Raw genomic sequence first — 23499 nt, forward strand, 5'->3', positions numbered from 1 at the left:
GTCAGGCTGTCCGACTCAGCGACCGTTCGTCCAGCGCTTTTGGTGATGTCGCGGGCGCGCGGAGCCGACGGCCGCGCCTGGTCAGGCCCCATGGCTTGAGGACGGAGATGACCGTCATGAAGACGTAGGTGCTCAGGGAGACGGCGGGGCCCATCACCAGGTCGAGGGGGTCGGCGAGCACACCGCCCGCAGCGACGGTGTCGGCTGCCCTGGTGACACCCGGACGCAGTGCGAAAGCGGTGGCAATGGTCGTAGCGAGCGTGAGCCAGAACTTCGTACAGACCCAGCGATACCGGGCCAACCCCCACTTGGTGCCCAGGGACAGGACGAGCCCACTGGCCAGCGTGAGCAAGGCAACCGGCAGCACGAGCCAGTCGGTGAAGACCTTCATCGAGCGGCACGCTGCTTCGATCATGACGGCAGACTCGGTGGTGTAGGCCGTGAGGGCCAGCGACAGCAGGCCGAGTGTGAGACCGAGCCAGCCGGCGGAGGCGGTGACATGGACGACGAGGATGGCCCGACGGGCGGGGCGTGTGAGTGGTTTCACGTGAAACACGATGTCCGGGGGCGCAGGTCTTCCGCATCTGACGGCGGGAGTAGCCACGGCTACTAATCTCGGCGTACATGGCATACAGAGAAGCCACGCCAAGGCTCCATCTCTTCGATATGGACGGCACGCTGATCCAGGGATCGGCGGCGGCCGTGGAGATTTCCCGGCAGCTCGGGATGCTCGAGGAGATCGCCGCACTGGAGCGGCGGTTCGGTGCCCGGAGGATCGGCCCGCCGGAGTATGCCGTGGCTGTGCACGCCCTGTGGCGGGACCTGACCGAGGCGCATGTGGCCGCCGCGTTCGCGGCCGCTCCGTGGCTGGCAGGCATCCGGGAGGTGTGGCGGGAGATCCGTGAGCGTGGCGACTACTGCGCCGTAATTTCGCTCTCGCCCTCCTTCTTCGTGGAACGACTGCTGAACTGGGGAGTTCACGCGGCCCACGGGTCGCGCTTTCCGGATCTTCCGTTCAGCCGGCCTGTGGATCCAGCGGGGATTCTCAGTGCAGCGGCAAAGGTGAAGATCGCGAACCGCCTCTGTGCAGAGTTCGGGGTGGGTCTGGACGCATGTGTTGCATATGGTGATTCCATGTCGGACGCGGAGATCTTCGCGACGGTGCCCGTGACGGTAGCGGTGAATGCGGATCGCCATCTGGCGGGCCTGGCTACGCACAGCTATACGGGGGGCGATCTTCGCGAGGCCTATGAACTAGTGGGAAACCCCGGCTAGTTCACACCGCAACTGGTTCAGGGGCCCAGGGGTGGCAGAGAGGCCCCGCATATGGACATGGGGGCAATGCAGCCTAACGGGAAAACGGGTTCGGATACCCGGACTTTCCGCTCTTTGTCCTTTGTGGTGGCGTTACCTGGGATGCTGCGACGACGGGTGCTGCGGGCAGAGTCTCGATCAAGGGCTACTCGTCCCGATTCGGCGTATGGCCGAAGGCGGTGTGGGCCTGCAGACTCCTGAGGCAGAGCGGAATTGAGGCACGTTCCGACCGCGGAAGTGCGTGGACCGACCCAGAGATGTTCGAGGCGAGGCAGACAATGGACGCTCCGACCACCACGTCGGCCAACAACGGCACTTCAGGGGATGACGGCGCGGGTGGATGGTTCGCCCCTCGGAAGCAGCCGGGCCGGGGCCGGCCGCCGGAAAGCGCACAGCAGGCGGATGCCGATGGTCCGGAGCGAATAGTCGCCCCGAGCCGTTCGTTCGCCGCCATTCGACCGGTGGGCTCCGGTGCGTCCCGCGCCGCGGAAGGCCACGCCGCTGCCCGCGCTCCCGGTGGGCACACCGCGTACGAGGCGGCGCCGCGCCAAGAACCGGCACCCGAAGCAGAGGCGGTGGCGCATACGGAGCCGGCTCCAGCGGCCTCCTCGGCTTTCGCGCTGCCCCCTGCCGACGCCTCGCCGGATGCGATCCTCATCCGCCGCACGATGGCGGAGATCGCTCCCGTCGCTGACAAGGTCACGTCGTACTTCTACGCACTTCTCTTCGTGCGCCACCCCGAACTGCGCGACCTCTTTCCCGTCGCGATGGACGCCCAGCGCGACCGCCTCCTCAAGGCGCTGCTGACAGCGGCCGATCACATGGACAACGCCGCAGTGCTGACCGACTATCTGCAGCACCTGGGCCGCGGCCATCGCAAGTACGGCACGCAGCCCGGGCACTACCCGGCCGTTGGTGAAGCCCTGATCGGGGCACTGGCCCGGTATGCGACGGCCACCTGGGACGCGGAGACCGAGGCCGCGTGGGTGCGCACCTACACCACGATCTCGCAGATCATGATCGACGCGGCGTCGGAGAACGAGCGGCATGCGCCTGCCTGGTGGCACGCCGAGGTGGTGTCGCATGATCTGCGTACCCCCGACATAGCGATCGTCACCGTGCGCCCCGACCAGCCGTACGCGTTCCTGGCCGGTCAGTACACGAGTCTGGAGACGCCCTGGTGGCCGCGGATCTGGCGGCACTACTCCTTCGCCGGAGCGCCCCGGGCCGACGGACTGCTGTCCTTCCACGTCAAGGCTGTTCCGGCCGGCTGGGTCTCCAATGCGCTGGTGCACCATGCCCGCCCCGGTGACGTACTGCGGCTGGGACCGCCCGCCGGTTCCATGACGGTCGACCACAGCACCGACAACGGACTGCTGTGCCTCGGCGGCGGCACCGGCATCGCGCCCATCAAGGCACTGGTGGAAGACGTCGCGAAGCACGGCGAGCGGCGGCCGGTGGAGGTGTTCTACGGGGCGCGCACCGATTACGACCTGTACGACATCGACACCATGCTGCGGCTCCAGCAGACCCATCCATGGCTGTCGGTGCGGCCGGTGGTGGACGACCGTGCGCAGTTCCCGGACGCCGTAAGGGAGTTCGGCCGCAACGGACCCTGGAACGGGTACGACGCCTATCTCTCCGGACCGCCGGGGATGATCCGCAGCGGTGTCCATGCGCTGCGCGGCATCGGGATCCCCTACGACCGCATCCGCCATGACTCGCTCGAAGAGCTCGTGGCGGCCGGCGACTAGGACCCGTCCGGGTGCGGTGCGCCGGGGTTGCCCGGCCAAGGCCCGGCCGACGCGTCCTGCGTCAGCGCATCAGCCCAGGTCCGGAGCGTGCATCGCCCGTACGCCCTCGATATTGCCGTCCAGATAGTGCCGCAGTGAGAGCGGGACGAGATGAACGGCGGCGATCCCGACGCGGCTGAACGGCACGCGCACGATCTCGTACTCCCCGGCGGGCTCGTCGACCTCGGGGCCGTGCCGCAGGGCGGGATCCATCGATTCCAGCCGGCACACGAAGAAGTGCTGCACCTTCACACCGGTCACGCCGCCGTCCGCGATGTGCTCTACGGTGTCGACGAAACAGGGCACCACGTCGGTGATCTTGGCGCCGAGTTCCTCGTCCACTTCGCGGTGGAGGGCGTCGACGACAGTGGCGTCCTCCGGCTCGACCCCGCCGCCGGGAGTCAGCCAGTAGGGGTCCACACCGGGCTTGGTGCGCTTGATCAGGATGAGGTCGTCGCCGTCGAGCAGGATGGCGCGGGCCGTGCGCTTGACCACGGGTCGTTCGGTCATGGCAAGAGAGTGGCCCATGCCGGCGGTTCTGAAACGCCCGACCCAGCAAACTCTTGCCGGACGGCCATCTCGCCGCTGTTCACACTCACCAGTCGGCGGCCGCACGCAGCAGCCACTCGTGGGCCCGGGCAATGTGCGGATGGGCGAGGGTGCCGGTGCGTACCACCAGAAAGTACGTGCGCAGCGGCGGCACGGCAGGATCGAGGAGGGCGACGAGCCGGCCGCGTTCCAGGGCCTCCTCGCACAGATATCGGGGCAGTACGGCGAGCCCCGCGCCGCTGGCGGTGGTTTCCAGCACGGCCCGCAGATCGGGCGCGATAACGGCTCCCGCGGCGGCCGGCCGGGAGTCGAAGACGGCGTTCCAGTAGCGCGAGACGAGAGGTAACGACTCATGCACCTCGACCACCGGCAGCTGCTCGAGCACGACGTGGCCCTTGCGCAGTACAGCGGGCCCCAGGCGGGCGGCCCATCGGGGGGCGGCGACCAGGACGTGCTCCTCGTCGCACAGTGCGGTCGCCGTGAGCAGCCCGCCGCGGGGCCGGGCGGTGGTGATGGCCACGTCGTGGTGTCCGGCGGCGAGCCCCTCGAGGGTCTCCTCCGCGGTTCCGAACGAGGCCCGCAGCGCCAGTCCCTGCCCGATCAGTGGCGTGAGTGCCGGCAGGGCACGCAGCGAGGTGAACTCGGGCGGGCCCGCGAGATGCAGGGTCCGGATGCCCGCCTCGTCGTCGAGCCCGGCCTCGGCGATCTCCACCAGGGCGTCCAGATGCGGTGCGGCCCGGTGCGCGAGCTCGTCACCGATGGTCGTGGGGGTGACACCGCGGGCCTGGCGCAGGAAGAGGGGGCGGCCGAGCTGGCGCTCCAGCGTGCGGATCTGTCCGGTCACGGCGGGCTGGGACAGGCCCAGCAGCGCGGCGGCGCGCGTGAAGGAGCCGGCCCGGTGCACTGTGACAAATGTGCGCAACAGGGCCAGATCCATGCCATGCCCCTCCCGAACCGACGATGCCCGAACCCGGCCAACTATAAATAAGTCGATAGGTCTCTGTCGCTACCGTGATTGGACACTGACGCAGAGTCAACTAGCCTTGTCCGCACGGTTCTTCGCGCGTAGGAACCGGGACGGTCCGAGCCATGAGGGGGGAGGCTCGGACCGTCCGCCGTACGTAGCCGCACTCAGCGCCCGGGCGTAGCGGGTGCTACGCCCGGCCCGTCGCACCTACGGCTACGCCACTGCCTCCTCCAGCGCCCGCAGCACATCGGCCACCAGATCGGTGGTGTCCTCGGCGCCCGCCGAGAAGCGGATGAAGCCCTCCGGGACCGCGTCGCCGCCCCAGCGGCCGCGGCGTTCCGCGGTGGAGCGCACACCGCCGAAGCTGGTGGCTTCGTCGACCAGCCGCAGTGCGCCGAGGAAGCGCTCTGCGTGCGCACGGCCGGGCAGCACGAAGGAGACCACACAGCCGAAGCGCCGCATCTGTCGCGCGGCGGTCGGGTGCGAGGGGTCGGCGGCCAGCCCCGGGTAGCGCAGTCCGCTCACCTCGCCACGTCCGCCCAGCGCCTGCGCGAGGGCGAGGGCGTTGGCGCACTGGCGGTCGGCACGCAGCTGGAGCGTGGCCAGCGACCGGTGGGCGAGCCAGGCCTCCATCGGCCCCGGGATCGCCCCCACGATCTTGCGCCAGCGCCGTACCCCTGCCGCCAGCTCGGCGTCGCGGCAGGTCACATGGCCGAGCAGGATGTCACCGTGGCCGGTCATCCCCTTGGTGTCGCTGGCGACCGAGAAGTCCGCGCCGAGTTCGAGCGGGCGCTGCCCCAGGGGGGTGGCGAGGGTGTTGTCGACGGCGACGAGCGCACCGGCGGCGTGCGCCGCATCGGCGAGCCGTCGCACGTCGCACACGTCGAGGCCCGGGTTGGAGGGGGTCTCGAGCCACAGCAGCCGCGCTCCGTCCAGGACGGAGAGCTGTGCGTCGCCGCCGGTCGGCGCGGTCCGTACCTCGATGCCATAGGCCTCGAGCTGCGCCCGCACCATGGGCAGCACCTGGTAGCCGTCGGCGGGCAGCACGACCGTGTCGCCCGCCGTCAGCTGCGAGAACAGTACGGCGGAGATCGCCGCCATGCCGGAGGCGAAGGTGAGCGTCTCGACGCTCTCCCCAGGCGCCTCCAGCTCGCCGATCGCCCGTTCCAGATGGGTCCAGGTCGGGTTGTCGTCGCGGCCGTAGGTGTAGGGGCCGGACGCCTCGCCGGGCAGGTGGAAGTGGGCCGAGAAGACCGGCCCGGGCAGTGTCGGCTCGTACTTCGCCGGCTCGGGCAGCCCCGCCCGCACCGCCCTGGTGCCGTCTCCGACTGTCATGCCACGTGCTCCTCAAGTGCTGCGCGTACGGCGGCGAGCAGCCCGTCGCTCGCCGCCTCCACCATCTCCAGGCAGTCCTCGAACCCTCCCATGCCGCCGTAGTACGGGTCGGGCACGTCCATGTCGTCAGGCCGGCGGGAGTCGTACTCCCGCAGCAGCCGTACCTTCGCGGCGTCCGCGGGCGTCGGTGCGAGCCGCCGCAGCGCTCGCAGATGTCCGGCGTCGAGCGCGATCACGAGATCGAGCCGGGGGAACCAGGCGGCCTGGAACTGGCGAGCGGTGTGCGCGCTCGCGTAGCCGGCCGCTTCCAGTACGGCGACGGTGCGCGGGTCGGCGCCGTCGCCCTCGTGCCAGCCTCCGGTGCCGGCGCTGTCCACCTCGACCGCCGCCGCGAGCCCGGCCTCCTCGACACGTGCGCGGAAGACGGACTCGGCCATCGGCGAGCGGCAGATGTTGCCGGTGCACACGAAGCAGACGCGATACAGGGAACTCACGCGGTGTTCAGTCCTTGTCGGGCAGGGCGACGTTCAGTGCCCACGAGACGATGGAGATGATCAGGCCGCCGAGTACAGCGGTCCAGAAGCCTTCGACATGGAAGTTCAGGTCGAACTGGTCCGCGAGCCACGAGGTCAGGAGCAGCATCAGGGCGTTGATCACGAGGGTGAACAGGCCGAGGGTAAGGATGAACAGAGGCAGGGTGAACAGCTTCACCAGGGGCTTGACCAGGAAGTTCACCAGGCCGAAGAGCAGGGCCACCAGTATGAGTGTCAGGGCCTTCTTGCCGGTGGAGTCACCGGTGAGGGTGATGTCCTGGAGCAGCCAGATGGCCACTCCCAGGGCGGCGGCATTGGCGAGCGTCTTGACTAGGAAATTCGTCATGTGTCTGATCGTGGCAGACGTGATCGGGCCAAGTGGAGGGGCTGACGGGCGATGAAAGCATTCCGACTCGATGAACTGGAGGCGGAGCGCGCCGCGAACGACGGGGCGTATCTCCAGTTTCTGCGCGAGCGGAACATGTCGGTCGGGCTGTACGCGCTCGATGCGGGCGAGATCGACCCTCAGCTGCCCCACAAACAGGACGAGGTCTACTTCGTCGTCAGTGGCCGGGCGTCGATCACCGTGGGTATGGAGACCACGCAGGTCGGCCGGGGCAGTGTGGTGTACGTTCCGGCGGGCGTTCCGCACAAGTTCCATCACATCAGCGAGGATCTGCGGGTGATGGTGGTCTTTTCTCCCCCCGAGAGCTGAGGGGAACCCTGCCGGTCCCTAGGGGTTCGATCAGGGGAGATCAAGGGCTCGCGGCCCCCGCACACCACTGCCGCGCGCCTAGCATCGATGGCAGGCACTCGAAGAGGCTCAGAGAAACGAGGTAGGACGATGGCTGTGCGGGAGATATTCGCGGGGATGCCGTGGTGGGTGAAGTGGGTGGCCGTGCCCGTCTTCGCCCTCGTGGTGTTCGGCGGGCTCATTGCGAGCGTCGTCGGTTTCGTGATCGGGCTGCTCTTCAAACTTCTGGTCTTCGTGGCCCTCGTCGGTGGACTCATCTTCGTCGTACGCAAGTTCACGGCGTCCTCCGGTTCGCGCAGCGACTGGTAGTGCGTACGACCGGAGGCAGCCGGTACGACTGTTAGCCCGGCCGGGGGAACGCCCTTGATAAACCCGCCCCCGGCCCGGCGCTGCCATTAGAGTGGAAAATCTTCGCCGCTTCTTGAGCGATTCCTCCGGCAACCAGCGCTGTGACCAGCACTTCCGGCGCTGCGCAGGCTGAATGCCGGGTCAGTGCCCGAGTGAGCGGCGGCCGCGCGGGGGCGGCCCCCGCGGGCGGGCGGGCTGCCCGTCACCACGCCTGGGGGGTGACCTTTGGCCGGGGCTACGAATGCCGCTGTCCCTACCCTGATCGGCTCGGTGCAGCGGGCACTGAGACTGCTGGAGGCCGCGGGCGCCCATCCGGACGGAGCCCCCGCCAAGCAGCTTGCCCGTGAGGCCGGAATCCCGCTGCCCACCGCCTATCACCTGCTGCGCACCCTGGCCCATGAGGACTATCTGCGCCGGGAGAAGGGCGTGTTCGCCCTCGGTACGGCCGTCGGCCGGCTGGCTGTCGGCGGCGCGGTGCAGAATCGTCGCAGCACCCTCGAGGACTCGCTGGCGCACTGGCGTGATGCGATCGGGGTCCCGGTCTACTTCGCGGTCTACCGCGAGGGTGAGATCGAACTCGTCGCAGTTGCCGACACCCCCCAGGCCCCCGCGGTGACGGAGTGGGCGGATTTCCGCGAGACCGGTCATGCGCATGCGCTCGGGCAGTGTCTGCTCGGCCAGCTCGACGACCGTGCCCGCCGGGATCATCTGGACCGCCACCCAGTGCTGCCGGTGACCCCGTACTCCGTGCGCAACCGGTGCACGCTGCTGGAGCGGCTCTCCTCCGTCGGGCGGACGGAAGTGGTGGTGGAGCGTCAGGAATATGCGCTCGGTACGGTCTGTGCCGCGATTCCCATCACGGCCGGCTCCGCCGCGGCCACGATGGCCATTTCACTCCCCCTCCACCAGGCGGCACGGCTACTCCCTGCTGTGGAACAGTTGCGCAGTGGTATAGCTGGGCTTCTGGGGTCACTCGCCTTCTCTATCAGTATCTGAAATATCACTCCTTGTGATCTGTTAGCCCTTCCACCACGATTACGTCAAGAGGGCCTACGGGGATCGTTCCTGGCCGTTTTCTTGCTCCATCAGCACGGTTCATTCAGCTTCGTCACCTGCGAGGTACGTGATGCGCGAGTCGGTCCAGGCCGAGGTCCTGATGAGTTTCCTCGTCTCCGAGGAGCTCTCCTTCCGGATCCCGGTGGAGCTCAAGTACGAGACGGGGGACCCCTATGCGGTGCGGATGACGTTTCACCTGCCCGGCGATGCGCCCGTGACCTGGGCGTTCGGCCGCGAGTTGCTGCTGGACGGGATCAACGCGCCCAGCGGGGACGGCGATGTGCAGATCGCGCCCACGCAGCCGGAGGGGCTCTCGGACGTCAGGATCCGGCTGCGCGTCGGGAACGACTCCGCGCTCTTCCGGGCCGGGGTTGCACCCCTCGTCGCCTTCCTGGACCGCACCGACAAGCTGGTTCCCCTCGGCCAGGAGCGCGCGCTCAGCGACTTCGACGAGAGCCTGGAGGAAGCGCTCGGGCGCATCCTCGCCGAGGAGAACGCCGGCTGACCCTGCCGCCCCGTTTCCCGGCCGGCTACTTCTTGCGCCGGCGGCCCCGGCCGCCGCGGCCCGGCGATCCGCCCTGTGCCGCGGGCGATCCGGACCCGCCCGCAGCAGCCGCAGTCCTGTCGGCGGAGACGACCAGTGCCGCAAGACCCGTGGTCAACGGTACGGAGGCGACCAGCCCGATCGACCCCACCAGGGTCCGTACGATCTCCTGCGCCACCAGTTCGCTGTTCGCCACGGTGCCCACGCTGGACTGTGCGATGGAGAACAGCAGCAGCAGGGGCAACGCCGCGCCCGCATAGGCGAGTACGAGAGTGTTGACCACGGACGCGATGTGGTCGCGGCCGATGCGGATGCCCGCCCGGTAGAGGGCGCGCGGGCCCATGGCCGGGTCGGCCTGGTGGAGTTCCCAGACCGCGGACGTCTGCGTGACCGTCACATCGTCGAGCACACCGAGCGAACCGATGATGATGCCGGCCAGCAGCAGACCGCTCATGTCGATGTCCGGATACAGGCCGTGGATCAGACCGGTGTAGTCGTCGGTGTTGCCGCTCAGACTCGCCCAGTCGATGAACACAGAGCCCAGCAGCCCGATCAGCAGCAGTGAGATCAACGTGCCGAGCACCGCGACCGAGGTGCGCGCACTCAGGCCATGGCACATGTAGAGCGAGCACAGCATGATGGTGCTGGCCCCGACGACCGCGACGACCAACGGATTCGATCCCTGGAGAATCGCGGGCAGGATGAACATGGTCAGCACGGCGAAGGAGACGGCGAGCGCGATCAGGGCCATGACGCCACGCATTCGTCCCACCAGGACGACGGCGAGCGCGAAGATTCCGGCGAGTACGACCATCGGCACCGTACGGTCGACGTCCGTCACCGAGTACTGGAGATCCCGGGGCGCATCGGGTGCGTATGCCACCACCACCCCCTGCCCCGCGCGCAGTTGGCGCGGCGCGTCCGGCTGGACGATCTCGGTGAAGGTCCGGCCCTTGTCCTTGCCGCTCGTGACCTCGATCGTCGCCTTCCCGCAGCTGCCCTGCTGGGCGTTGGCGGCCTCGCGCCCCTCGGGGGTCGACGTGTCGCCGGCCGGCGGGACCTGCCCGACGTTGACGTCCGCGCAGTCCACCTTCTCGACCTTGACCACCTTGCCCTGCTCCGTCTGCCGGTCGAAGCCGACCCCGCTGCGCTCATGGCCGGGTACCCCGCCGGGCCACAGCACGGCGAGACCGACGACCACGGCCGTGGCGAAGGGGATCAATACGGCAGCGATGACCTTGCGAAGGTGCCTGGAGACGGGCGCTGCCGGCCCGTGGCTGTGCGTATGGCCGGTCGGGTGGCCGTGCGGTTCTGGGGCCTGCGGCGATGAGGTCACCGACCGATCATCGCAAGAACGCGAGGGGCCCACTGTTCAGCACGCCAGATATGACGCTAGCGTGGTGGCACCTTTGCACACGCGGGAGCTCGGAGCACCGGGCTGAGAGGGCGCTGACGACGCTGCGCCGACCGCCGAACCTGTTACCGGGTAATGCCGGCGTAGGGAGTAGGTCTCATGACCATGTCGGACGCACGCACGCCTGCCTCGACGCAGAACGACGAGGCAGGGAAGTCCATCGGCTGGCACAAGGGATACGTCGAGGGCTCACGCCCCGACCTCCGGGTGCCGGTGCGCAAGGTGCACCTCACCAACGGCAGCGACGTGACGCTGTACGACACGTCCGGCCCGTACACGGATCCGGCGGTCGCGACCGACGTCCGTCGTGGACTTGCCCCGCTGCGCGAGAACTGGATCGTCGGCCGCGGCGACACCGAGGAGTACACGGGCCGCCCTGTGCGCCCTGAGGACGACGGGCTCAAGCACACCTCGCCGCGCGGGGGACTGCGCAATCTCGACGCGGTCTTCCCGGGCCGACCGCGGCAGCCGCGCCGGGGCCGCAACGGGCAGGCGGTCACCCAACTCGCGTACGCCCGCCGGGGCGAGATCACACCCGAGATGGAGTACGTCGCCATCCGCGAGAACGTGTCGCCCGAGGTGGTGCGCGAGGAGATCGCCGCCGGCCGGGCCGTACTTCCCGCGAATGTGAACCATCCCGAGATCGAGCCGATGATCATCGGTAAGCGGTTCCTGGTGAAGGTCAACGCCAACATCGGAAACTCCGCGGTCACCTCCTCCATCGAAGAGGAGGTGGAGAAGATGACCTGGGCGACGCGCTGGGGCGCGGACACGGTGATGGACCTGTCCACGGGGCGCAACATCCACACGACGCGGGAGTGGGTGCTGCGCAACTCCCCTGTCCCGATCGGCACGGTGCCGCTCTACCAGGCCCTCGAAAAGGTCGACGGCAGGGCCGAGGAGCTGACCTGGGAGATCTACAAGGACACCGTCATCGAGCAGGCCGAACAGGGCGTCGACTACATGACGGTCCACGCGGGCGTGCTGCTGCGCTACGTGCCCCTGACCGCGCGCCGCAAGACCGGCATCGTCTCGCGCGGCGGCTCGATCATGGCGGCCTGGTGCCTGGCGCACCACAAGGAGTCGTTCCTGTACGAGAACTTCGAGGAGCTGTGCGAGATCCTCGCCTCGTACGACGTCACCTACTCCCTCGGGGACGGGCTGCGCCCCGGCTCGATCGCCGACGCCAACGACGAGGCGCAGTTCGCGGAGTTGAGGACGCTCGGTGAGTTGAACTCGATCGCCAAGCGCCACAACGTCCAGACGATGATCGAGGGCCCAGGGCATGTCCCCATGCACAAGATCAAGGAGAACATCGACCTCCAGCAGGAGATCTGCGAAGAGGCCCCCTTCTACACCCTGGGGCCGCTGACCACAGATGTGGCGCCCGCCTACGACCACATCACCTCCGGAATCGGCGCGGCGATGATCGCCTGGTGGGGCACCGCGATGCTCTGCTACGTCACGCCCAAGGAGCACCTCGGGCTGCCCAACCGTGACGACGTCAAGACCGGTGTCATCACGTACAAGATCGCCGCGCATGCGGCGGACCTGGCCAAGGGGCACCCGGGGGCCCAGGAATGGGACGACGCGCTGTCGGACGCCCGGTTCGAGTTCCGCTGGGAGGACCAGTTCAACCTGGCCCTCGACCCGGACACGGCACGGGAGTTCCATGACGAGACGCTGCCGGCCGAACCGGCCAAGACCGCGCACTTCTGTTCCATGTGCGGTCCGAAGTTCTGCTCGATGAAGATCTCGCAGGACATCCGGCGCGAGCACGGCGGCACGCCGGAGGACATCGAGGCCGGGATGGCGGAGAAGTCCAAGCAGTTCGCCGCCGCAGGCAACCGCGTGTACCTGCCGCTCGCGGACTGATCTGTCCCGCCCTCCGGCTGCTGTCAGACGGCACCGCTACCGTTCCTACCTGCACCCGATGGGTTGGGCGGTAGCGGGGTGTGCGGGGCGGGATGATCGTCGAGGTGAGGTGTTCTGAGCGGTACCGCTTTCGGCATCCTGACGGAGCGCCTGCTCGATGAAGATCAGCAGAAGCATCACTGAGCAGTTTGCCCCTGACCTGCTGCCGTACAGGGCAACCGGCTCAACGTCCCAATTGGGGACTGATTTTCTGACATCTCAGTGTCTCCCGGTCACATGCCCCCGGTTCTGGTTGGCCTCGGAGGCGCGGGCCAATTATTTCTGGGCACTTATCGGCGCTTCGGTTCAGCGACTGTGCACAGCAACACGAAGACCGGACCACCTCTCGGCCTGGACAGCTACGAGGTGGTCCGGTCAGGCGGTCCCTGTTCAGGACCCGGTGCCCGATGGACACCGGTGGCGGTCATCCGTGGGCCCGCATGCGGATAGCTCAGGGGCTATGCCGTAGTGCTACTGATCACGTCTTCTTCGGGAGTTGCTTTTTCTCGGCGTAGTAGGCGTACGCGAAACTTCCGTTGTCGGAGCCGCTTACAGTGGCGTCGAAGCTGACGGGGCCGGGTTTGGATACGTCAATGCTTCGCTGAAAAATGGAGCCGTCACATGCCTGAGTGTCCGCGACTGGTGGCAATTCCTTATTACCGACAGAGAACTTCAGTGAGATCTTCGATTTACCAGTGCACGTGAACGCGAATGTCACGCTCAGCACACCTTCAGGAGTGCGGGGATGGGTGTTCCCGAACCGCGTTTTCAGCCGGCCGGAGCCACTGCCGAGAGACTCTCTGGCGACGAATGCTTGCTCCAGGACAGCCGCAAGATCAGTGTTCTTCCCCGGTGCAGTTGAAGCGGACCCGGTCGCACTCGGGCTCTGCGAAGGTGAGCCGGACCGCTCGGTTGGGCTGCATGCCGCGGCGCAGAGCACTGCGGTGGCCACGAGGCAAAGCACTGCCCTCTGATTCGCTCCGCTGGCCCGGCTCATGAGTTCTGCCGCCCGATCGACATGTCCCCCTTGCGGGGAGCCTTGATGACGATGGTCTTCTTCTTCACAGTGCAAGGCGGAGCGATCCATGTCTTCACAGTCGTAAGCTTCCAGCCCACCTGACCGAGGACAGCGCGGTATCCCTTTTTCGTGCCGTTCGTGTCGGCAACGGTCTGGGTCCCGGTCCATGTCCACGAGTTGCTGATCTTGGTGTCGATGCTGAGCTTGGCCTTGGCCAGGATGATCTTTGCCTCGAACTCGGCGCTGGCGCCAATGTCCCACGTAAAGGTGTGACTTCCGGTCACGGTCCACGTAACCGTCTGACGCGGCAATAGCCACGTCGATTGCGGCTCGTCCTTGTCCGCCATGAAGTACGGCGTCCCCTTGACGGTGTATTTCGGCTTGTCGTTCACCTCCGGACAGGCCATCGGGCTCTTGTCACCCCCCGTGCCCGGATTCGACTGATTCGGCCCGTCCCCCTCGAACGAGAAATCGACCGTGCCATTGGCCCCAATGACACGGCCGTCATCCAGAACGATTTTCGCGTCCTCGGCCGGAAGGGGCTCATCCAACGGAGAAGCGACGCCCGCTCCGGCCCCTGCCAGCAGCATGACTCCAGCGGTGAAGAGAGGTATTGCAGTGCGCACTACAGCGCGGTCCATTGTGCCCCGATTCGATACGTATTATGGGGCGACTCTTGGTCAGGGAGTCGCAGGCAGGCCACCTTGGATTTAATGCCCATTGGGTGACGTGCGCACGCCATTTCTATCGGAGGGAGGGCTTGAATTTCGCAACGGGAAGTGACGTGGGTCACGCTGATTTAATTTGAGGTTGGCGATTAAACAAGAATCTCATTCCGTGTGCCGAGTGGAAGACTCAAAGAAACCTCAAATATCGACAATAAGTCGCGCAAGGATAAGCGCGGGCGAGACCTGAATGATTGACTTCATCGTGCGTCGAGGGATTATGGCTGCCTCTCGGCGTCTCCCGGCACACACGCCCCGGTTACCTCGGCGGCCCCGGGGGCGTACGCCTGTGACTGCTCGATCTCCGCCATCAACAGCCGCAGAGTCAGGGAGTGCTTTCAGGGGCAAGGCGTCCAGCGCGGACTGACGGGGCATTCGGCGGTGTCCCGGGCCCGGATCCTGGCCCGGGACACCGGCTGCCCGTTCGTCGGGTCCGGCCTCACCGGTCCGTACTCGCTGACCGTCCGGCCCGTTGGCGGACGGGCCGGACGGCAGGTGATCACTCCCGGCTACGCTGCGGGGCATGGTCGGAATAGACGTCGCCAACGGAGTGGTCGGAGCCGTGCTCGGCATCGTCTTCGCGACCTTGTTCCAACAGCCTTTGCAGGACGCGTGGTTCAAGGTACGCAGGCGGTCCACGAGAGCGGTACGGCGCCTGAGGTCCCGGGGTGAGGATTCCGGTCCGTCGTGGACGACCTTCTCCCTGGGGCCGCTGCACACCCCCGCCCTGATCGTGGAGGGGGACGGCGAGTCGACGATCGGCGCCGAGGCGGTCCACATCCAGGTGGTGGACGAAGAGGTCGACCTGCCGCCGGACATGGCCGGCTGGCGAAACGAGATCGAGGCCGAGAGCGCTCGGCTCCAGGCCGAGAACGGGACGCCCGTCTGGAACGGTCAGCGCTACGCCGTGGAGGCGCTCGACGTCTCGCGGACCGCCCTCGAGGAGCAGCCGGAGGTCCATCTGCGGCTGCGGCCGACGGATTACTACACGTTCCTCGCGGCCCAGCAGCTCGACCGCCGGCTGCCCGACGGTGCCACACCGCGGTCCCGGTACCTCGATCCCGACGACCCGCTGAAGGCACCGGCCTTCCTGCAGTGCAGCTTCGCCGTGAACATCGCCGTGGTGACCGCGGACGACATGCTGGTGGTCACCAGACGGAGCGATCGGGTGCGTATGGCGCCCGGCGTGTGGAACTCCTCGGTGAACGAGGGCCTGGCCCGGCACATCGACTCGTCCGGCAGGAATGCGCCGGATCTGTACGCGGTCGCGCGCCGCGGCATGCGCGAGGAGATGTCCCTGGAGACCAACGAGTACTCTCTCGCCCTTCTCGCCTTCGTCCTGGACTCCGAGCGGCGCCACTGGAGCGCTCATTTCTCCGCGCGCCTCAAGACGCTGACCCGCGACGACCTCCGCGCGCGGATGAGCAGAGGCGTCGCCGACAGGTGGGAGCACCAGACGATCGACTACGTTCCCTTCCGCCCCGCGGACGTTGCCCGCTACCTGCTCCGAGCCGACCGCGTCCACCGGTGGGCACCGCTGGCTCCCGCGTTGTTCCATCTGGCCCTGGTCGATGCCCATGGCCGTGCATCGGTGGAGCGTGCCGAGGCCCAGGTCGTCCGGCGTCTGTGAGGACAGCCGCGGGACCTGGCCGCTCCGGTCACTCCGGCTGGTGCTCGGGGCCGCCGAAGTCGGGACTGGTGAAGTCCGGGCTGGTGAAGGTCGGCCGCTGTCTTGTGGTCGACCCCTCGCTGGGGCTGGAGAAGTCCGGACCGCTGTAGCCGACCTTGGGCATACGGCTCACCGGTCGCGGCGGTTCGCTCGAGGCCGGGTCGGCACTCGGGTCTGCGAGTGCGGCCCGCAGGAAGGGCAGGATCCCCCGTTCCAGCAGGGCATGGCGCCAGGCTTCCTTGGCACGGGCGACCTCGTCGGGCAGCTCGCCGGTCGATTCCTCGGCCACGACCTGGGTGGCGCCGTTGCGCAGGGCCGTCAGCAGCAGTCCCACAGCGGCGACCAGGATGGCTGCCGCGGTGAGCGCCCCGAAGAACCAGCCGGCGGTGAGCAGGGTGTCGGCGAAGGAAGGGGTCGGGCTCAGCATTTTCAGGATGTATCCGACGAGCAGGAAGATCAGCGCGGCGGTGCCCGCGAGCACCGGTGCCAGAACGGCGATCACGGCGCCGAAGCCCGCGCCGTCCTCGGAGGCGTCCGCGCCGGGTGCGAGTACGGAGTTGCGTACGGGTGTGGCCGCCGCAGGGGTGCGCATTTCCCTGCGGACCTTTACGTAGTGCTCGTATTCGGCGGCGGCCGACGTGGTTATCAGGGCCGTCGCGTTCAGGGCCATGGTGCGCAGTTGCTCGGTGTTGAGGCGCAGCCCGACGGCTGCGAGGTCCGGACGTTCATGGGCGTTGCGCAGCGCGTCGTTGAGGACCCGCTCGTATTCGGCGCGGTCCTCGGTCAGCAGGTGCGGAGCGCTGTTCATGTGCATCCCCCGATGCTCCGTAGGGCCCGGACTTCCCGCATGTGCAGGGCTGCAGGGCGGAAACGGAGGAGAGTCTGCTCTGGATAAGCCGATGGTAGAGCGGTTATGGCGCAACGTGACAGGGGGTTTCCATAAATCGCCTGTCCCCGGTCGGCTCAGCCTTGCAGGGGGAGTTGCACGACAAGGAGTTTTCCGGCCATGGTCACGCCGCCGTCCATGGCGATCGCCAGCCCGTCGGCGTACACATGCGGGCCCTCGACGACCGGGCGCTCGCCGTCCTCGCCGTCCTCGGTGCCGACCTCGCCCAGCAGATAGGGAATCGGGCTGTGTCCGTGCACCACACGCCCGCCGCCGTAGGTGGACAGCAGCTCGCGTACGGCCTGCGGGCCGGAGTCGTCACGGAAGGCGAAGCGCTTGGTGAACTTGCGGAACAGGTCCCAGCACTCGTCCGCGTCGTTGCGGGTGAGGATCGCGTGCACGGTGTCGTTGACGTCCGTGATGGTGGAGCCGTAGTCGAGGTAGGCGGTCGTGTCGGAGTGCAGCAGCAGGTGGCCGTCCTCCTCGACGACGGCATCGAGCCGCGCCATCCACTGCAGGTGCACTTCCTGCAGCCGGTCCATGTCGGCCTTCTGGCCGCCGTTGAGGAGCCAGGCGGCCTGGAAGGTGGCGGTGCCGGCACCGGAGTTCACGGGCGTGTCGCCGAAGCGCTTGGCGCCCAGCAGCAGCAGCTCGTGGTTGCCCATCAGCGCCTTGCAGTAGCCGCCGGCGGCCGCGGCCTCGGCGGACAGCCGCATGACGAGGTCGATGACGCCGATACCGTCGGGGCCCCGGTCGGTGAAGTCGCCGAGGAACCAGAGCCGGGTGTTTCCGGCGGCCCAGCGGCCTTCGGCGTCGATGAGCCCCTGCTCGGTCAGTGCGGCGACGAGTTCGTCGAGGTAGCCGTGGACGTCGCCGACGACATAGAGCGGGCCGAGACCCTCGGGCTTGGGCTGCGCGTCGGGGTCGACCTGGACCTGGACGGTGTCGCCGGGGCCGCCGCGGCCGATGACCGGGAGGTCGCGGGCCGTGGGGGTGTAGCCCTCGGGCGGTTCGCCCTCCGGGAAGGCGTTTCCGGGATGGCTGGAGTTCATCGGGTCCGACTGCACGGGTACCTGCGCGTACGGCGGGACGCGGAAATCGCGCAACGTCGCCGTCCGCACCACGGGTCCTTGACCGGCCCCCTGAGTCATCGACCCCTCCACCACAGTCGCGCCGCCGTTCACCTTTCGGCCCAGCCTGGTCGGGGTGGTCCGTGGTGTCGTTCGCCCATCATAGGAATGAGCCCGGCGCTGTGTGACGCACCAGGGGTGGTGAATCCTTGTGCACCCCTGGTTCTCTGACCGTTTCGTCCCAATTGGGAAGCTCTAGTCCTTCGCTGGTGAACGTGGGGCGCTCACGGTTGTTCGCGGAGGGCGGCGCTGCGACGAGGTCCGGACGATCAGCTCGGTCGGTATCACCTGCTCGATCGGCCGGTCCTCGTTGATTCCCTCGATCGCGTCGATCAGTAACTGGACGACCGCTGTCCCGATCCGGCGTGGTTTGAGCGAGAGCGTGGTGATCGGCGGCTCGGTGGTGGCGTACACGGTCGACTCGCTGCAGCACACGAGCAGCAGATCGTCGGGGACACGCAGGCCGTACCTGCGGGCGGCGGCCAGCAGATCGGTCCCGTTGGGGTCGAAGAGTCCGTAGACGGCGTCGGGCCGGTCGGGGCGGGCGAGCAGCCGGTCGGCGGCCACGGCGCCCGCGCACGGATCATGGGCGGGGTAGGACTCGTACACCGGGTCCTGTCCGACGCGCTCGCACCAGCTGAGATAGGCGGTCGTCGACAGGCGGGTGTAGGTGTCGGTGGTGGTGCCGGTGAGCAGGCCGATCCGGCGGGCGCCCGCGGCGGCGAGATGGTCCAGCAGATCGAGTACGGCGGCTTCGTGGTCGTTGTCGACCCAGGCGGTGACCGGGAGGGTGCCGGCGGGGCGTCCGTCGGAGACGACGGGCAGGCCCTGGCGGACCAGTTCGGTGACGACCGGGTCGTGATCGGAGGGATCGATGACGACGGTGCCGTCGAGGGCGACGTTCGACCAGACGTCATGGCGTGAGGTGGCGGGCAGGATGACGAGGGCGTAGCCGCGGGCGAGCGCGGCCGAGGTCGCGGCTCTGGCCATCTCGGCGAAGTAGGCGAATTCGGTGAAGGTGAAAGGTTCATCCCCGTAGGTCGTCACCGTCAGGCCGATCAGGCCCGACTTGCCGGTACGGAGGGTGCGGGCGGCGGCCGAGGGGCGATAGCCCAGTCTGTCGGCGACCTCACGGACATGCCGACGGGTGGCGTCCGGGAGCCGGCCTTTCCCGTTGAGTGCGTCGGAGACGGTCGTGATGGAGACCCCGGCTGCGGCGGCCACGTCCCTGATGCCCGCCCGGCCGCGCCGACTGCCCCGGCGGGATGTGTCCGTCCGGCTCACCTGATGCTTCCCTGCTGCTGTCATGGCGAGCCGATAGTAGGGCTCGCGTGGGTGGTAGAGCCGGTCGCATATTCACTCGTAGGCAGGCACGTTTTTGCATGATCATCAGTGGTCAAGAGCCAATAAAGCAAAGGGAGTTGGCGGTTGTCGACACGCTGTCTCCGGTGTCGGGCCGTGTGGGCCTGTCGAAGGGGTCAGGTTGCGAAGAGGTCTCAACTCACCATTACGAGGGATGCGCGCTACGGCGCGAGCCACCGGCGCGCGCTATGGCCCAGCGCTCCCCCCCTTCCTTGGCGGCGCCCATTCGCAGCGGCCCGGAATCCTCATAAGGTGAGCAGTATTGGTGAGCGGTACCGATGTGTACGGCCCGAGGTCGACGGTCAAGGAGGACCTGCGGTGAGCGAGACGAGCCCCAAGCTGCGTGCGGTGCTGGACGGCATCCCCACCTACAAGCCGGGCAAGCCGGCGGCAGCCGGTGGCCCGGTCGCCTTCAAGCTGTCGTCCAACGAGAACCCCTATCCGCCGCTGCCGGGCGTGATGGAGACCGCGATCGCCGCGGCGCAGAACTTCAACCGCTACCCGGACATGGCCTGCACCGGCCTGATGGACGAACTCGCGAACCGTTTCGGCGTGCCGGTGTCGCATCTGGCGACCGGCACGGGCTCGGTGGGCGTGGCCCAGTCGCTCCTGCAGTCCACCTCGGGTCCCGGCGACGAGGTGATCTACGCCTGGCGCTCCTTCGAGGCCTATCCGATCATCACGCAGATCAGCGGGGCGACGCCGGTGCCGGTGCCGCTGACCGCCGGTGACGTGCACGATCTCGACGCCATGGCCGATGCGATCACCGAGCGCACGCGGCTGATCTTCGTCTGTAACCCCAACAATCCGACCGGCACGGTGGTGCGCCGGGCCGAGCTGGAGCGGTTCCTCGACCGGGTGCCGTCGGATGTGCTGGTGGTGCTGGACGAGGCGTACCGCGAGTTCATCCGGGACGCCCAGGTCCCCGACGGGCTCGAGATCTACCGCGAGCGTCCGAACGTGGCCGTGCTGCGCACCTTCTCCAAGGCGTACGGACTGGCCGGGCTGCGGGTCGGTTTCGCCGTCGCCCAGGAGCCGGTGGCTGCCGCGCTGCGCAAGACGGCGGTCCCGTTCGGTGTCTCCCAGCTCGCGCAGGACGCGGCCGTGGCCTCGCTGCGGGCCGAGGACGAACTGCTGGGGCGGGTCGGTTCGCTGGTCGCCGAGCGCACGCGGGTGCACCAGGGTCTGATCGAGCAGGGCTGGACCGTGCCCGAGACCCAGGCGAACTTCGTCTGGCTGCGGCTCGGCGAGCGGACCCTCGACTTCGCCGCCGCCTGCGAGAAGGCCGGTGTGGTCGTGCGGCCGTTCGCGGGAGAAGGCGTGCGGGTGACGATCGGCGAGTGCGAGGCCAACGATGTGTTCCTGCACACCGCGGCGAACTTCAGCAAGGAGCTGTAGGGACAGCCGCGCCGTACGCAGGGAAACCCCCATGAGCCCGTGCTCATGGGGGTTTCCCATGAGCGGGTGGCCGGTGGCGGGCGGTCGGTCCGGCGCTGAAGGGGTACCCCCGGTCGATGGCCTCGCAGGCGGGTGAGCCATAATGCTTGTGAATGTGAACGCGTTCACAAGCGCTGCCGTTTTCTTCCGTAATCAGGGGAATCTGCGGGGCACACTGCGCTGTGATCACGGCGACGTAAGGAGATGACGACGTGGATCTGGCTCTGGCGCCGGAAACCCTGGCGCGTTGGCAGTTCGGCATCACCACCGTCTACCACTTCCTCTTCGTCCCTCTGACGATCTCGCTCGCCGCGCTCACCGCCGGCCTGCAGACCGCCTGGGTGCGGACGGAGAAGGAGAAGTACCTCAGAGCCACCAAATTCTGGGGCAGGCTCTTCCTGATCAATATCGCGATGGGCGTCGTCACCGGCATCGTCCAGGAGTTCCAGTTCGGTATGAACTGGTCCGACTACTCGCGCTTCGTCGGTGACATCTTCGGTGCTCCGCTCGCCTTCGAGGCACTGATCGCGTTCTTCTTCGAGTCGACCTTCATCGGACTGTGGATCTTCGGCTGGGACAAGCTCCCGAAGAAGATCCATCTGGCCTGCATCTGGATGGTCTCGATCGGCACCGTCCTGTCCGCGTACTTCATCCTGGCGGCCAACTCCTGGATGCAGCACCCGGTCGGCTACCGGATCAACGAGGAACGCGGGCGGGCCGAGCTCACCGACTTCTGGCTGGTGCTCACCCAGAACACCGCGCTGACCCAGTTCTTCCACACCATGACGGCCGCCTTCCTTGTCGGCGGTGCCTTCATGGCCGGTATCTCCGCCTTCCACCTGGCCCGCAGGAAGCACATCCCGGTGATGCGCAGCTCGCTGCGGCTCGGACTGGTCACCATCGCGGTCGCCGGTCTGCTCACCGCCGTCAGCGGCGATCTGCTCGGCAAGGTCATGTTCAAGCAGCAGCCGATGAAGATGGCCGCCGCCGAGGCGCTGTGGGACGGCGAGGCGCCCGCGCCCTTCTCGATCTTCGCCTACGGAGACGTCGACGCCGGCCACAACAAGGTCGCCATAGAGATCCCCGGCCTGCTGTCCTTCCTGGCCAACGACGACTTCGACTCGTACGTCCCGGGCATCAACGACGTCAACAAGGCGGAGCAGGAGAAGTTCGGCCCCGGCGACTACCGACCCAACATCCCCGTCGCCTACTGGGGGTTCCGCTGGATGATCGGCTTCGGGATGGCCTCCCTCGCCATCGGCATGGCCGGGCTCTGGCTGACGCGCCGGAAGTTCCTGCTGCCGCCGGCGCTGAGGACCGGCGAGGACGAGGTCCCGCATCTGGTCCTCTTCAGGAACAAGGCGCTCAGCCCCCGGCTGAGCAAGTGGTACTGGCTCGTTGCGCTGTGGACCACGGCGTTCCCGCTGATCGCCAACTCCTGGGGGTGGATCTTCACGGAGATGGGCCGCCAGCCCTGGGTCGTGTACGGCGTGCTGCGCACCCGGGACGCGGTCTCCCCCGGTGTCTCCCAGGCCGAGGTCCTCGCCTCGATGACCGTCTTCACCCTGCTCTACGCCGTGCTCGCCGTGATCGAGGTCAGGCTGCTGGTGAAGTACGTCAAGGCCGGGCCGCCCGAGCTCACCGATGCCGACCGCAACCCGCCCACGAGGATCGGCGGCGACGACCGCGACGCCGACCGGCCGATGGCCTTCTCGTACTGAGACCGCTGAGGAGCTGCTGAGGCATGGAACTCCATGACGTCTGGTTCGTACTCATCGCCGTCCTGTGGATCGGCTACTTCTTCCTTGAGGGATTCGACTTCGGGGTGGGCATCCTGACCAAGCTGCTGGCCCGGGACCGGAGCGAGCGGCGCGTCCTGATCAACACCATCGGGCCGGTCTGGGACGGCAACGAGGTGTGGCTGCTGACCGCCGGAGGCGCGACCTTCGCCGCCTTCCCGGAGTGGTACGCCACTCTCTTCTCCGGGTTCTATCTCCCCCTGCTGCTCATCCTGGTCTGTCTGATCGTGCGCGGGGTCGCCTTCGAGTACCGGCACAAGCGGACCGAGGAGCGCTGGCAGACCAACTGGGAGCACGCCATCTTCTGGACGTCCCTGCTGCCGGCCCTGCTGTGGGGTGTCGCGTTCGGCAACATCGTGCGCGGCGTGAAGATCGACGAGAACAAGGAGTACGTCGGCTCCTTTCTCGACCTCCTCAACCCGTACGCGCTGCTGGGCGGGTTGGTGACGCTCACTCTCTTCACCTTCCACGGCACGGTGTTCGCCGCGCTGAAGACAGTGGGGGACATAAGGGTCCGAGCCCGCGCGCTCGCGCTGAAGCTCGGACTCCTCACCGCCGTTCTCGCGCTCGTCTTTCTGCTGTGGACCCAGGCCTCGTTCGGCGACGGCCCCAGTCTGGTGGCGATGATGGTCGCGGTGGGGGCGCTGGTCGGGGCGGTCGGGGCCATCAGGGCGGGGCGGGAGGGCTGGTCGTTCGCACTGTCGGGCGTGACCATCACCGCAGCGGTGGCGATGCTGTTCCTCACGCTCTTCCCGAACGTCATGCCGTCCTCGCTCAATGACGCCTGGAGTCTGACGGTCACCAATGCGTCGTCGAGCCCGTACACGCTGAAGATCATGACCTGGTGTGCCGGTATTGCCGCCCCACTGGTCATGCTCTACCAGGGTTGGACGTACTGGGTGTTCCGCAAGCGGATCGGCACCCAGCACATCGCCGACGCGCACTAGCGGGG

General features: G+C 67.7%; 22 protein-coding genes. 11 read left to right on the forward strand and 11 right to left on the reverse strand.

The genetic code is table 11. The features are described 5' to 3' along the window. Window position 1: 1 nt before the first annotated feature. On the reverse strand, window positions 2–547 hold the full coding sequence (locus tag OHS70_RS18410; protein WP_328398862.1) for a DUF2269 domain-containing protein: 546 nt from the start codon (window positions 545–547) through the stop codon (window positions 2–4). Between the two features lie 77 nt (window positions 548–624). On the opposite strand from OHS70_RS18410, the gene OHS70_RS18415 reads away from it, so the two are divergent. Both OHS70_RS18415 and OHS70_RS18420 read left to right on the forward strand, forming a co-directional pair. Then, complete coding sequence (locus OHS70_RS18415) at window positions 625–1275, forward strand: HAD family hydrolase (protein WP_328398864.1); 651 nt, start codon at window positions 625–627, stop codon at window positions 1273–1275. A 296-nt stretch (window positions 1276–1571) separates the two neighbouring features. Then, window positions 1572–3068 (forward strand): globin domain-containing protein, encoded by a 1497-nt coding sequence (locus OHS70_RS18420; RefSeq protein ID WP_328398866.1) that lies wholly within the window; start codon window positions 1572–1574, stop codon window positions 3066–3068. Between the two features lie 69 nt (window positions 3069–3137). Here the strand turns inward: OHS70_RS18420 and OHS70_RS18425 are convergent, their stop codons facing one another. From OHS70_RS18425 to OHS70_RS18445, 5 genes are all read right to left on the reverse strand, one after another. After that, on the reverse strand, window positions 3138–3617 hold the full coding sequence (locus OHS70_RS18425; protein WP_328398868.1) for an NUDIX hydrolase: 480 nt from the start codon (window positions 3615–3617) through the stop codon (window positions 3138–3140). Window positions 3618–3702: 85 nt separating this feature from the next. Then, on the reverse strand, window positions 3703–4593 hold the full coding sequence (locus tag OHS70_RS18430) for a LysR family transcriptional regulator (protein ID WP_328398870.1): 891 nt from the start codon (window positions 4591–4593) through the stop codon (window positions 3703–3705). Between the two features lie 243 nt (window positions 4594–4836). Then, window positions 4837–5958: a cystathionine gamma-lyase gene (locus tag OHS70_RS18435; RefSeq protein ID WP_328398872.1), complete on the reverse strand. Its 1122-nt coding sequence runs from the start codon at window positions 5956–5958 to the stop codon at window positions 4837–4839. Further along, complete coding sequence (locus OHS70_RS18440; RefSeq protein ID WP_328398874.1) at window positions 5955–6452, reverse strand: low molecular weight protein-tyrosine-phosphatase; 498 nt, start codon at window positions 6450–6452, stop codon at window positions 5955–5957. The genes OHS70_RS18435 and OHS70_RS18440 overlap by 4 nt, the downstream gene beginning before the upstream one ends. Window positions 6453–6459: 7 nt before the next feature. Then, the gene (locus OHS70_RS18445; RefSeq protein ID WP_328398876.1) at window positions 6460–6837 is read right to left on the reverse strand and encodes a phage holin family protein; all 378 of its coding nucleotides are present in this window, start codon (window positions 6835–6837) and stop codon (window positions 6460–6462) included. Window positions 6838–6888: 51 nt separating this feature from the next. Between OHS70_RS18445 and OHS70_RS18450 the strand changes: the two genes are divergently transcribed. From OHS70_RS18450 to OHS70_RS18465, 4 genes are all read left to right on the forward strand, one after another. Continuing rightward, complete coding sequence (locus OHS70_RS18450) at window positions 6889–7206, forward strand: cupin domain-containing protein (RefSeq protein ID WP_328398878.1); 318 nt, start codon at window positions 6889–6891, stop codon at window positions 7204–7206. A 135-nt stretch (window positions 7207–7341) separates the two neighbouring features. Further along, complete coding sequence (locus OHS70_RS18455; protein WP_328405730.1) at window positions 7342–7554, forward strand: DUF5326 family protein; 213 nt, start codon at window positions 7342–7344, stop codon at window positions 7552–7554. 264 nt (window positions 7555–7818) lie between these two features. Beyond that, the gene (locus OHS70_RS18460; protein WP_328398880.1) at window positions 7819–8589 is read left to right on the forward strand and encodes an IclR family transcriptional regulator; all 771 of its coding nucleotides are present in this window, start codon (window positions 7819–7821) and stop codon (window positions 8587–8589) included. A gap of 130 nt (window positions 8590–8719) precedes the next feature. Further along, window positions 8720–9154, forward strand: coding sequence for an SsgA family sporulation/cell division regulator (locus tag OHS70_RS18465; RefSeq protein ID WP_328398882.1), 435 nt, complete (start codon window positions 8720–8722; stop codon window positions 9152–9154). A gap of 25 nt (window positions 9155–9179) precedes the next feature. Here OHS70_RS18465 and OHS70_RS18470 read toward each other — a convergent pair whose 3' ends face one another. Then, complete coding sequence (locus OHS70_RS18470) at window positions 9180–10529, reverse strand: YibE/F family protein (RefSeq protein ID WP_328398884.1); 1350 nt, start codon at window positions 10527–10529, stop codon at window positions 9180–9182. Window positions 10530–10706: 177 nt separating this feature from the next. Between OHS70_RS18470 and thiC the strand changes: the two genes are divergently transcribed. Further along, entirely contained in the window at window positions 10707–12482 is a 1776-nt protein-coding gene (gene thiC, locus OHS70_RS18475) for a phosphomethylpyrimidine synthase ThiC (RefSeq protein ID WP_328398886.1), read from the forward strand. 1032 nt (window positions 12483–13514) lie between these two features. On the opposite strand, the gene OHS70_RS18480 is transcribed toward thiC, so the two are convergent. Beyond that, window positions 13515–14129 carry a hypothetical protein gene (locus tag OHS70_RS18480; protein WP_328398888.1) on the reverse strand — a complete coding sequence of 205 codons (615 nt, stop codon included), beginning with the start codon at window positions 14127–14129 and terminating at the stop codon, window positions 13515–13517. Between the two features lie 658 nt (window positions 14130–14787). On the opposite strand from OHS70_RS18480, the gene OHS70_RS18485 reads away from it, so the two are divergent. Next, window positions 14788–15894 (forward strand): hypothetical protein, encoded by a 1107-nt coding sequence (locus OHS70_RS18485; protein WP_328398890.1) that lies wholly within the window; start codon window positions 14788–14790, stop codon window positions 15892–15894. Window positions 15895–15922: 28 nt separating this feature from the next. On the opposite strand, the gene OHS70_RS18490 is transcribed toward OHS70_RS18485, so the two are convergent. From OHS70_RS18490 to OHS70_RS18500, 3 genes are all read right to left on the reverse strand, one after another. After that, window positions 15923–16747, reverse strand: a complete 825-nt coding sequence (locus OHS70_RS18490; RefSeq protein ID WP_328398892.1) for a hypothetical protein — start codon at window positions 16745–16747, stop codon at window positions 15923–15925. A 149-nt stretch (window positions 16748–16896) separates the two neighbouring features. After that, window positions 16897–17985 carry a metallophosphoesterase gene (locus tag OHS70_RS18495; protein ID WP_384041876.1) on the reverse strand — a complete coding sequence of 363 codons (1089 nt, stop codon included), beginning with the start codon at window positions 17983–17985 and terminating at the stop codon, window positions 16897–16899. 159 nt (window positions 17986–18144) lie between these two features. Beyond that, the gene (locus tag OHS70_RS18500) at window positions 18145–19257 is read right to left on the reverse strand and encodes a LacI family DNA-binding transcriptional regulator (protein ID WP_328398896.1); all 1113 of its coding nucleotides are present in this window, start codon (window positions 19255–19257) and stop codon (window positions 18145–18147) included. Window positions 19258–19629: 372 nt separating this feature from the next. Here OHS70_RS18500 and hisC point away from each other — a divergent pair, with 372 nt between their 5' ends. The 3 genes from hisC (at window position 19630) to cydB (ending at window position 23494) form a co-directional block, all read left to right on the forward strand. Further along, window positions 19630–20709, forward strand: a complete 1080-nt coding sequence (gene hisC, locus OHS70_RS18505) for a histidinol-phosphate transaminase (RefSeq protein WP_328398898.1) — start codon at window positions 19630–19632, stop codon at window positions 20707–20709. A gap of 251 nt (window positions 20710–20960) precedes the next feature. Then, a complete protein-coding gene (locus tag OHS70_RS18510) occupies window positions 20961–22469 on the forward strand; it encodes a cytochrome ubiquinol oxidase subunit I (protein ID WP_328398900.1) in 1509 nt (502 codons plus the stop codon). Window positions 22470–22492: 23 nt separating this feature from the next. Further along, window positions 22493–23494, forward strand: a complete 1002-nt coding sequence (cydB, locus tag OHS70_RS18515) for a cytochrome d ubiquinol oxidase subunit II (protein WP_328398902.1) — start codon at window positions 22493–22495, stop codon at window positions 23492–23494. The last annotated feature ends 5 nt before the right edge of the window (window positions 23495–23499 follow it).

It is taken from the genome of Streptomyces sp. NBC_00390, from assembly GCF_036057275.1.
Taxonomy (GTDB): domain Bacteria; phylum Actinomycetota; class Actinomycetes; order Streptomycetales; family Streptomycetaceae; genus Streptomyces.

Bases quoted from the DNA above. Each gene is read 5' to 3' on its own strand.
- OHS70_RS18415 (WP_328398864.1), top strand. From the start codon at position 625: ATGGCATACAGAGAAGCCACGCCAAGGCTCCATCTCTTCGATATGGAC.
- OHS70_RS18420 (WP_328398866.1), top strand. From the start codon at position 1,572: ATGTTCGAGGCGAGGCAGACAATGGACGCTCCGACCACCACGTCGGCC.
- OHS70_RS18425 (WP_328398868.1), bottom strand. From the start codon at position 3,617: ATGACCGAACGACCCGTGGTCAAGCGCACGGCCCGCGCCATCCTGCTC.
- OHS70_RS18430 (WP_328398870.1), bottom strand. From the start codon at position 4,593: ATGGATCTGGCCCTGTTGCGCACATTTGTCACAGTGCACCGGGCCGGC.
- OHS70_RS18435 (WP_328398872.1), bottom strand. From the start codon at position 5,958: ATGACAGTCGGAGACGGCACCAGGGCGGTGCGGGCGGGGCTGCCCGAG.
- OHS70_RS18445 (WP_328398876.1), bottom strand. From the start codon at position 6,837: ATGACGAATTTCCTAGTCAAGACGCTCGCCAATGCCGCCGCCCTGGGA.
- OHS70_RS18450 (WP_328398878.1), top strand. From the start codon at position 6,889: ATGAAAGCATTCCGACTCGATGAACTGGAGGCGGAGCGCGCCGCGAAC.
- OHS70_RS18465 (WP_328398882.1), top strand. From the start codon at position 8,720: ATGCGCGAGTCGGTCCAGGCCGAGGTCCTGATGAGTTTCCTCGTCTCC.
- thiC (WP_328398886.1), top strand. From the start codon at position 10,707: ATGACCATGTCGGACGCACGCACGCCTGCCTCGACGCAGAACGACGAG.
- OHS70_RS18480 (WP_328398888.1), bottom strand. From the start codon at position 14,129: ATGCTGCTGGCAGGGGCCGGAGCGGGCGTCGCTTCTCCGTTGGATGAG.
- OHS70_RS18485 (WP_328398890.1), top strand. From the start codon at position 14,788: ATGGTCGGAATAGACGTCGCCAACGGAGTGGTCGGAGCCGTGCTCGGC.
- OHS70_RS18490 (WP_328398892.1), bottom strand. From the start codon at position 16,747: ATGCACATGAACAGCGCTCCGCACCTGCTGACCGAGGACCGCGCCGAA.
- OHS70_RS18500 (WP_328398896.1), bottom strand. From the start codon at position 19,257: ATGACAGCAGCAGGGAAGCATCAGGTGAGCCGGACGGACACATCCCGC.
- cydB (WP_328398902.1), top strand. From the start codon at position 22,493: ATGGAACTCCATGACGTCTGGTTCGTACTCATCGCCGTCCTGTGGATC.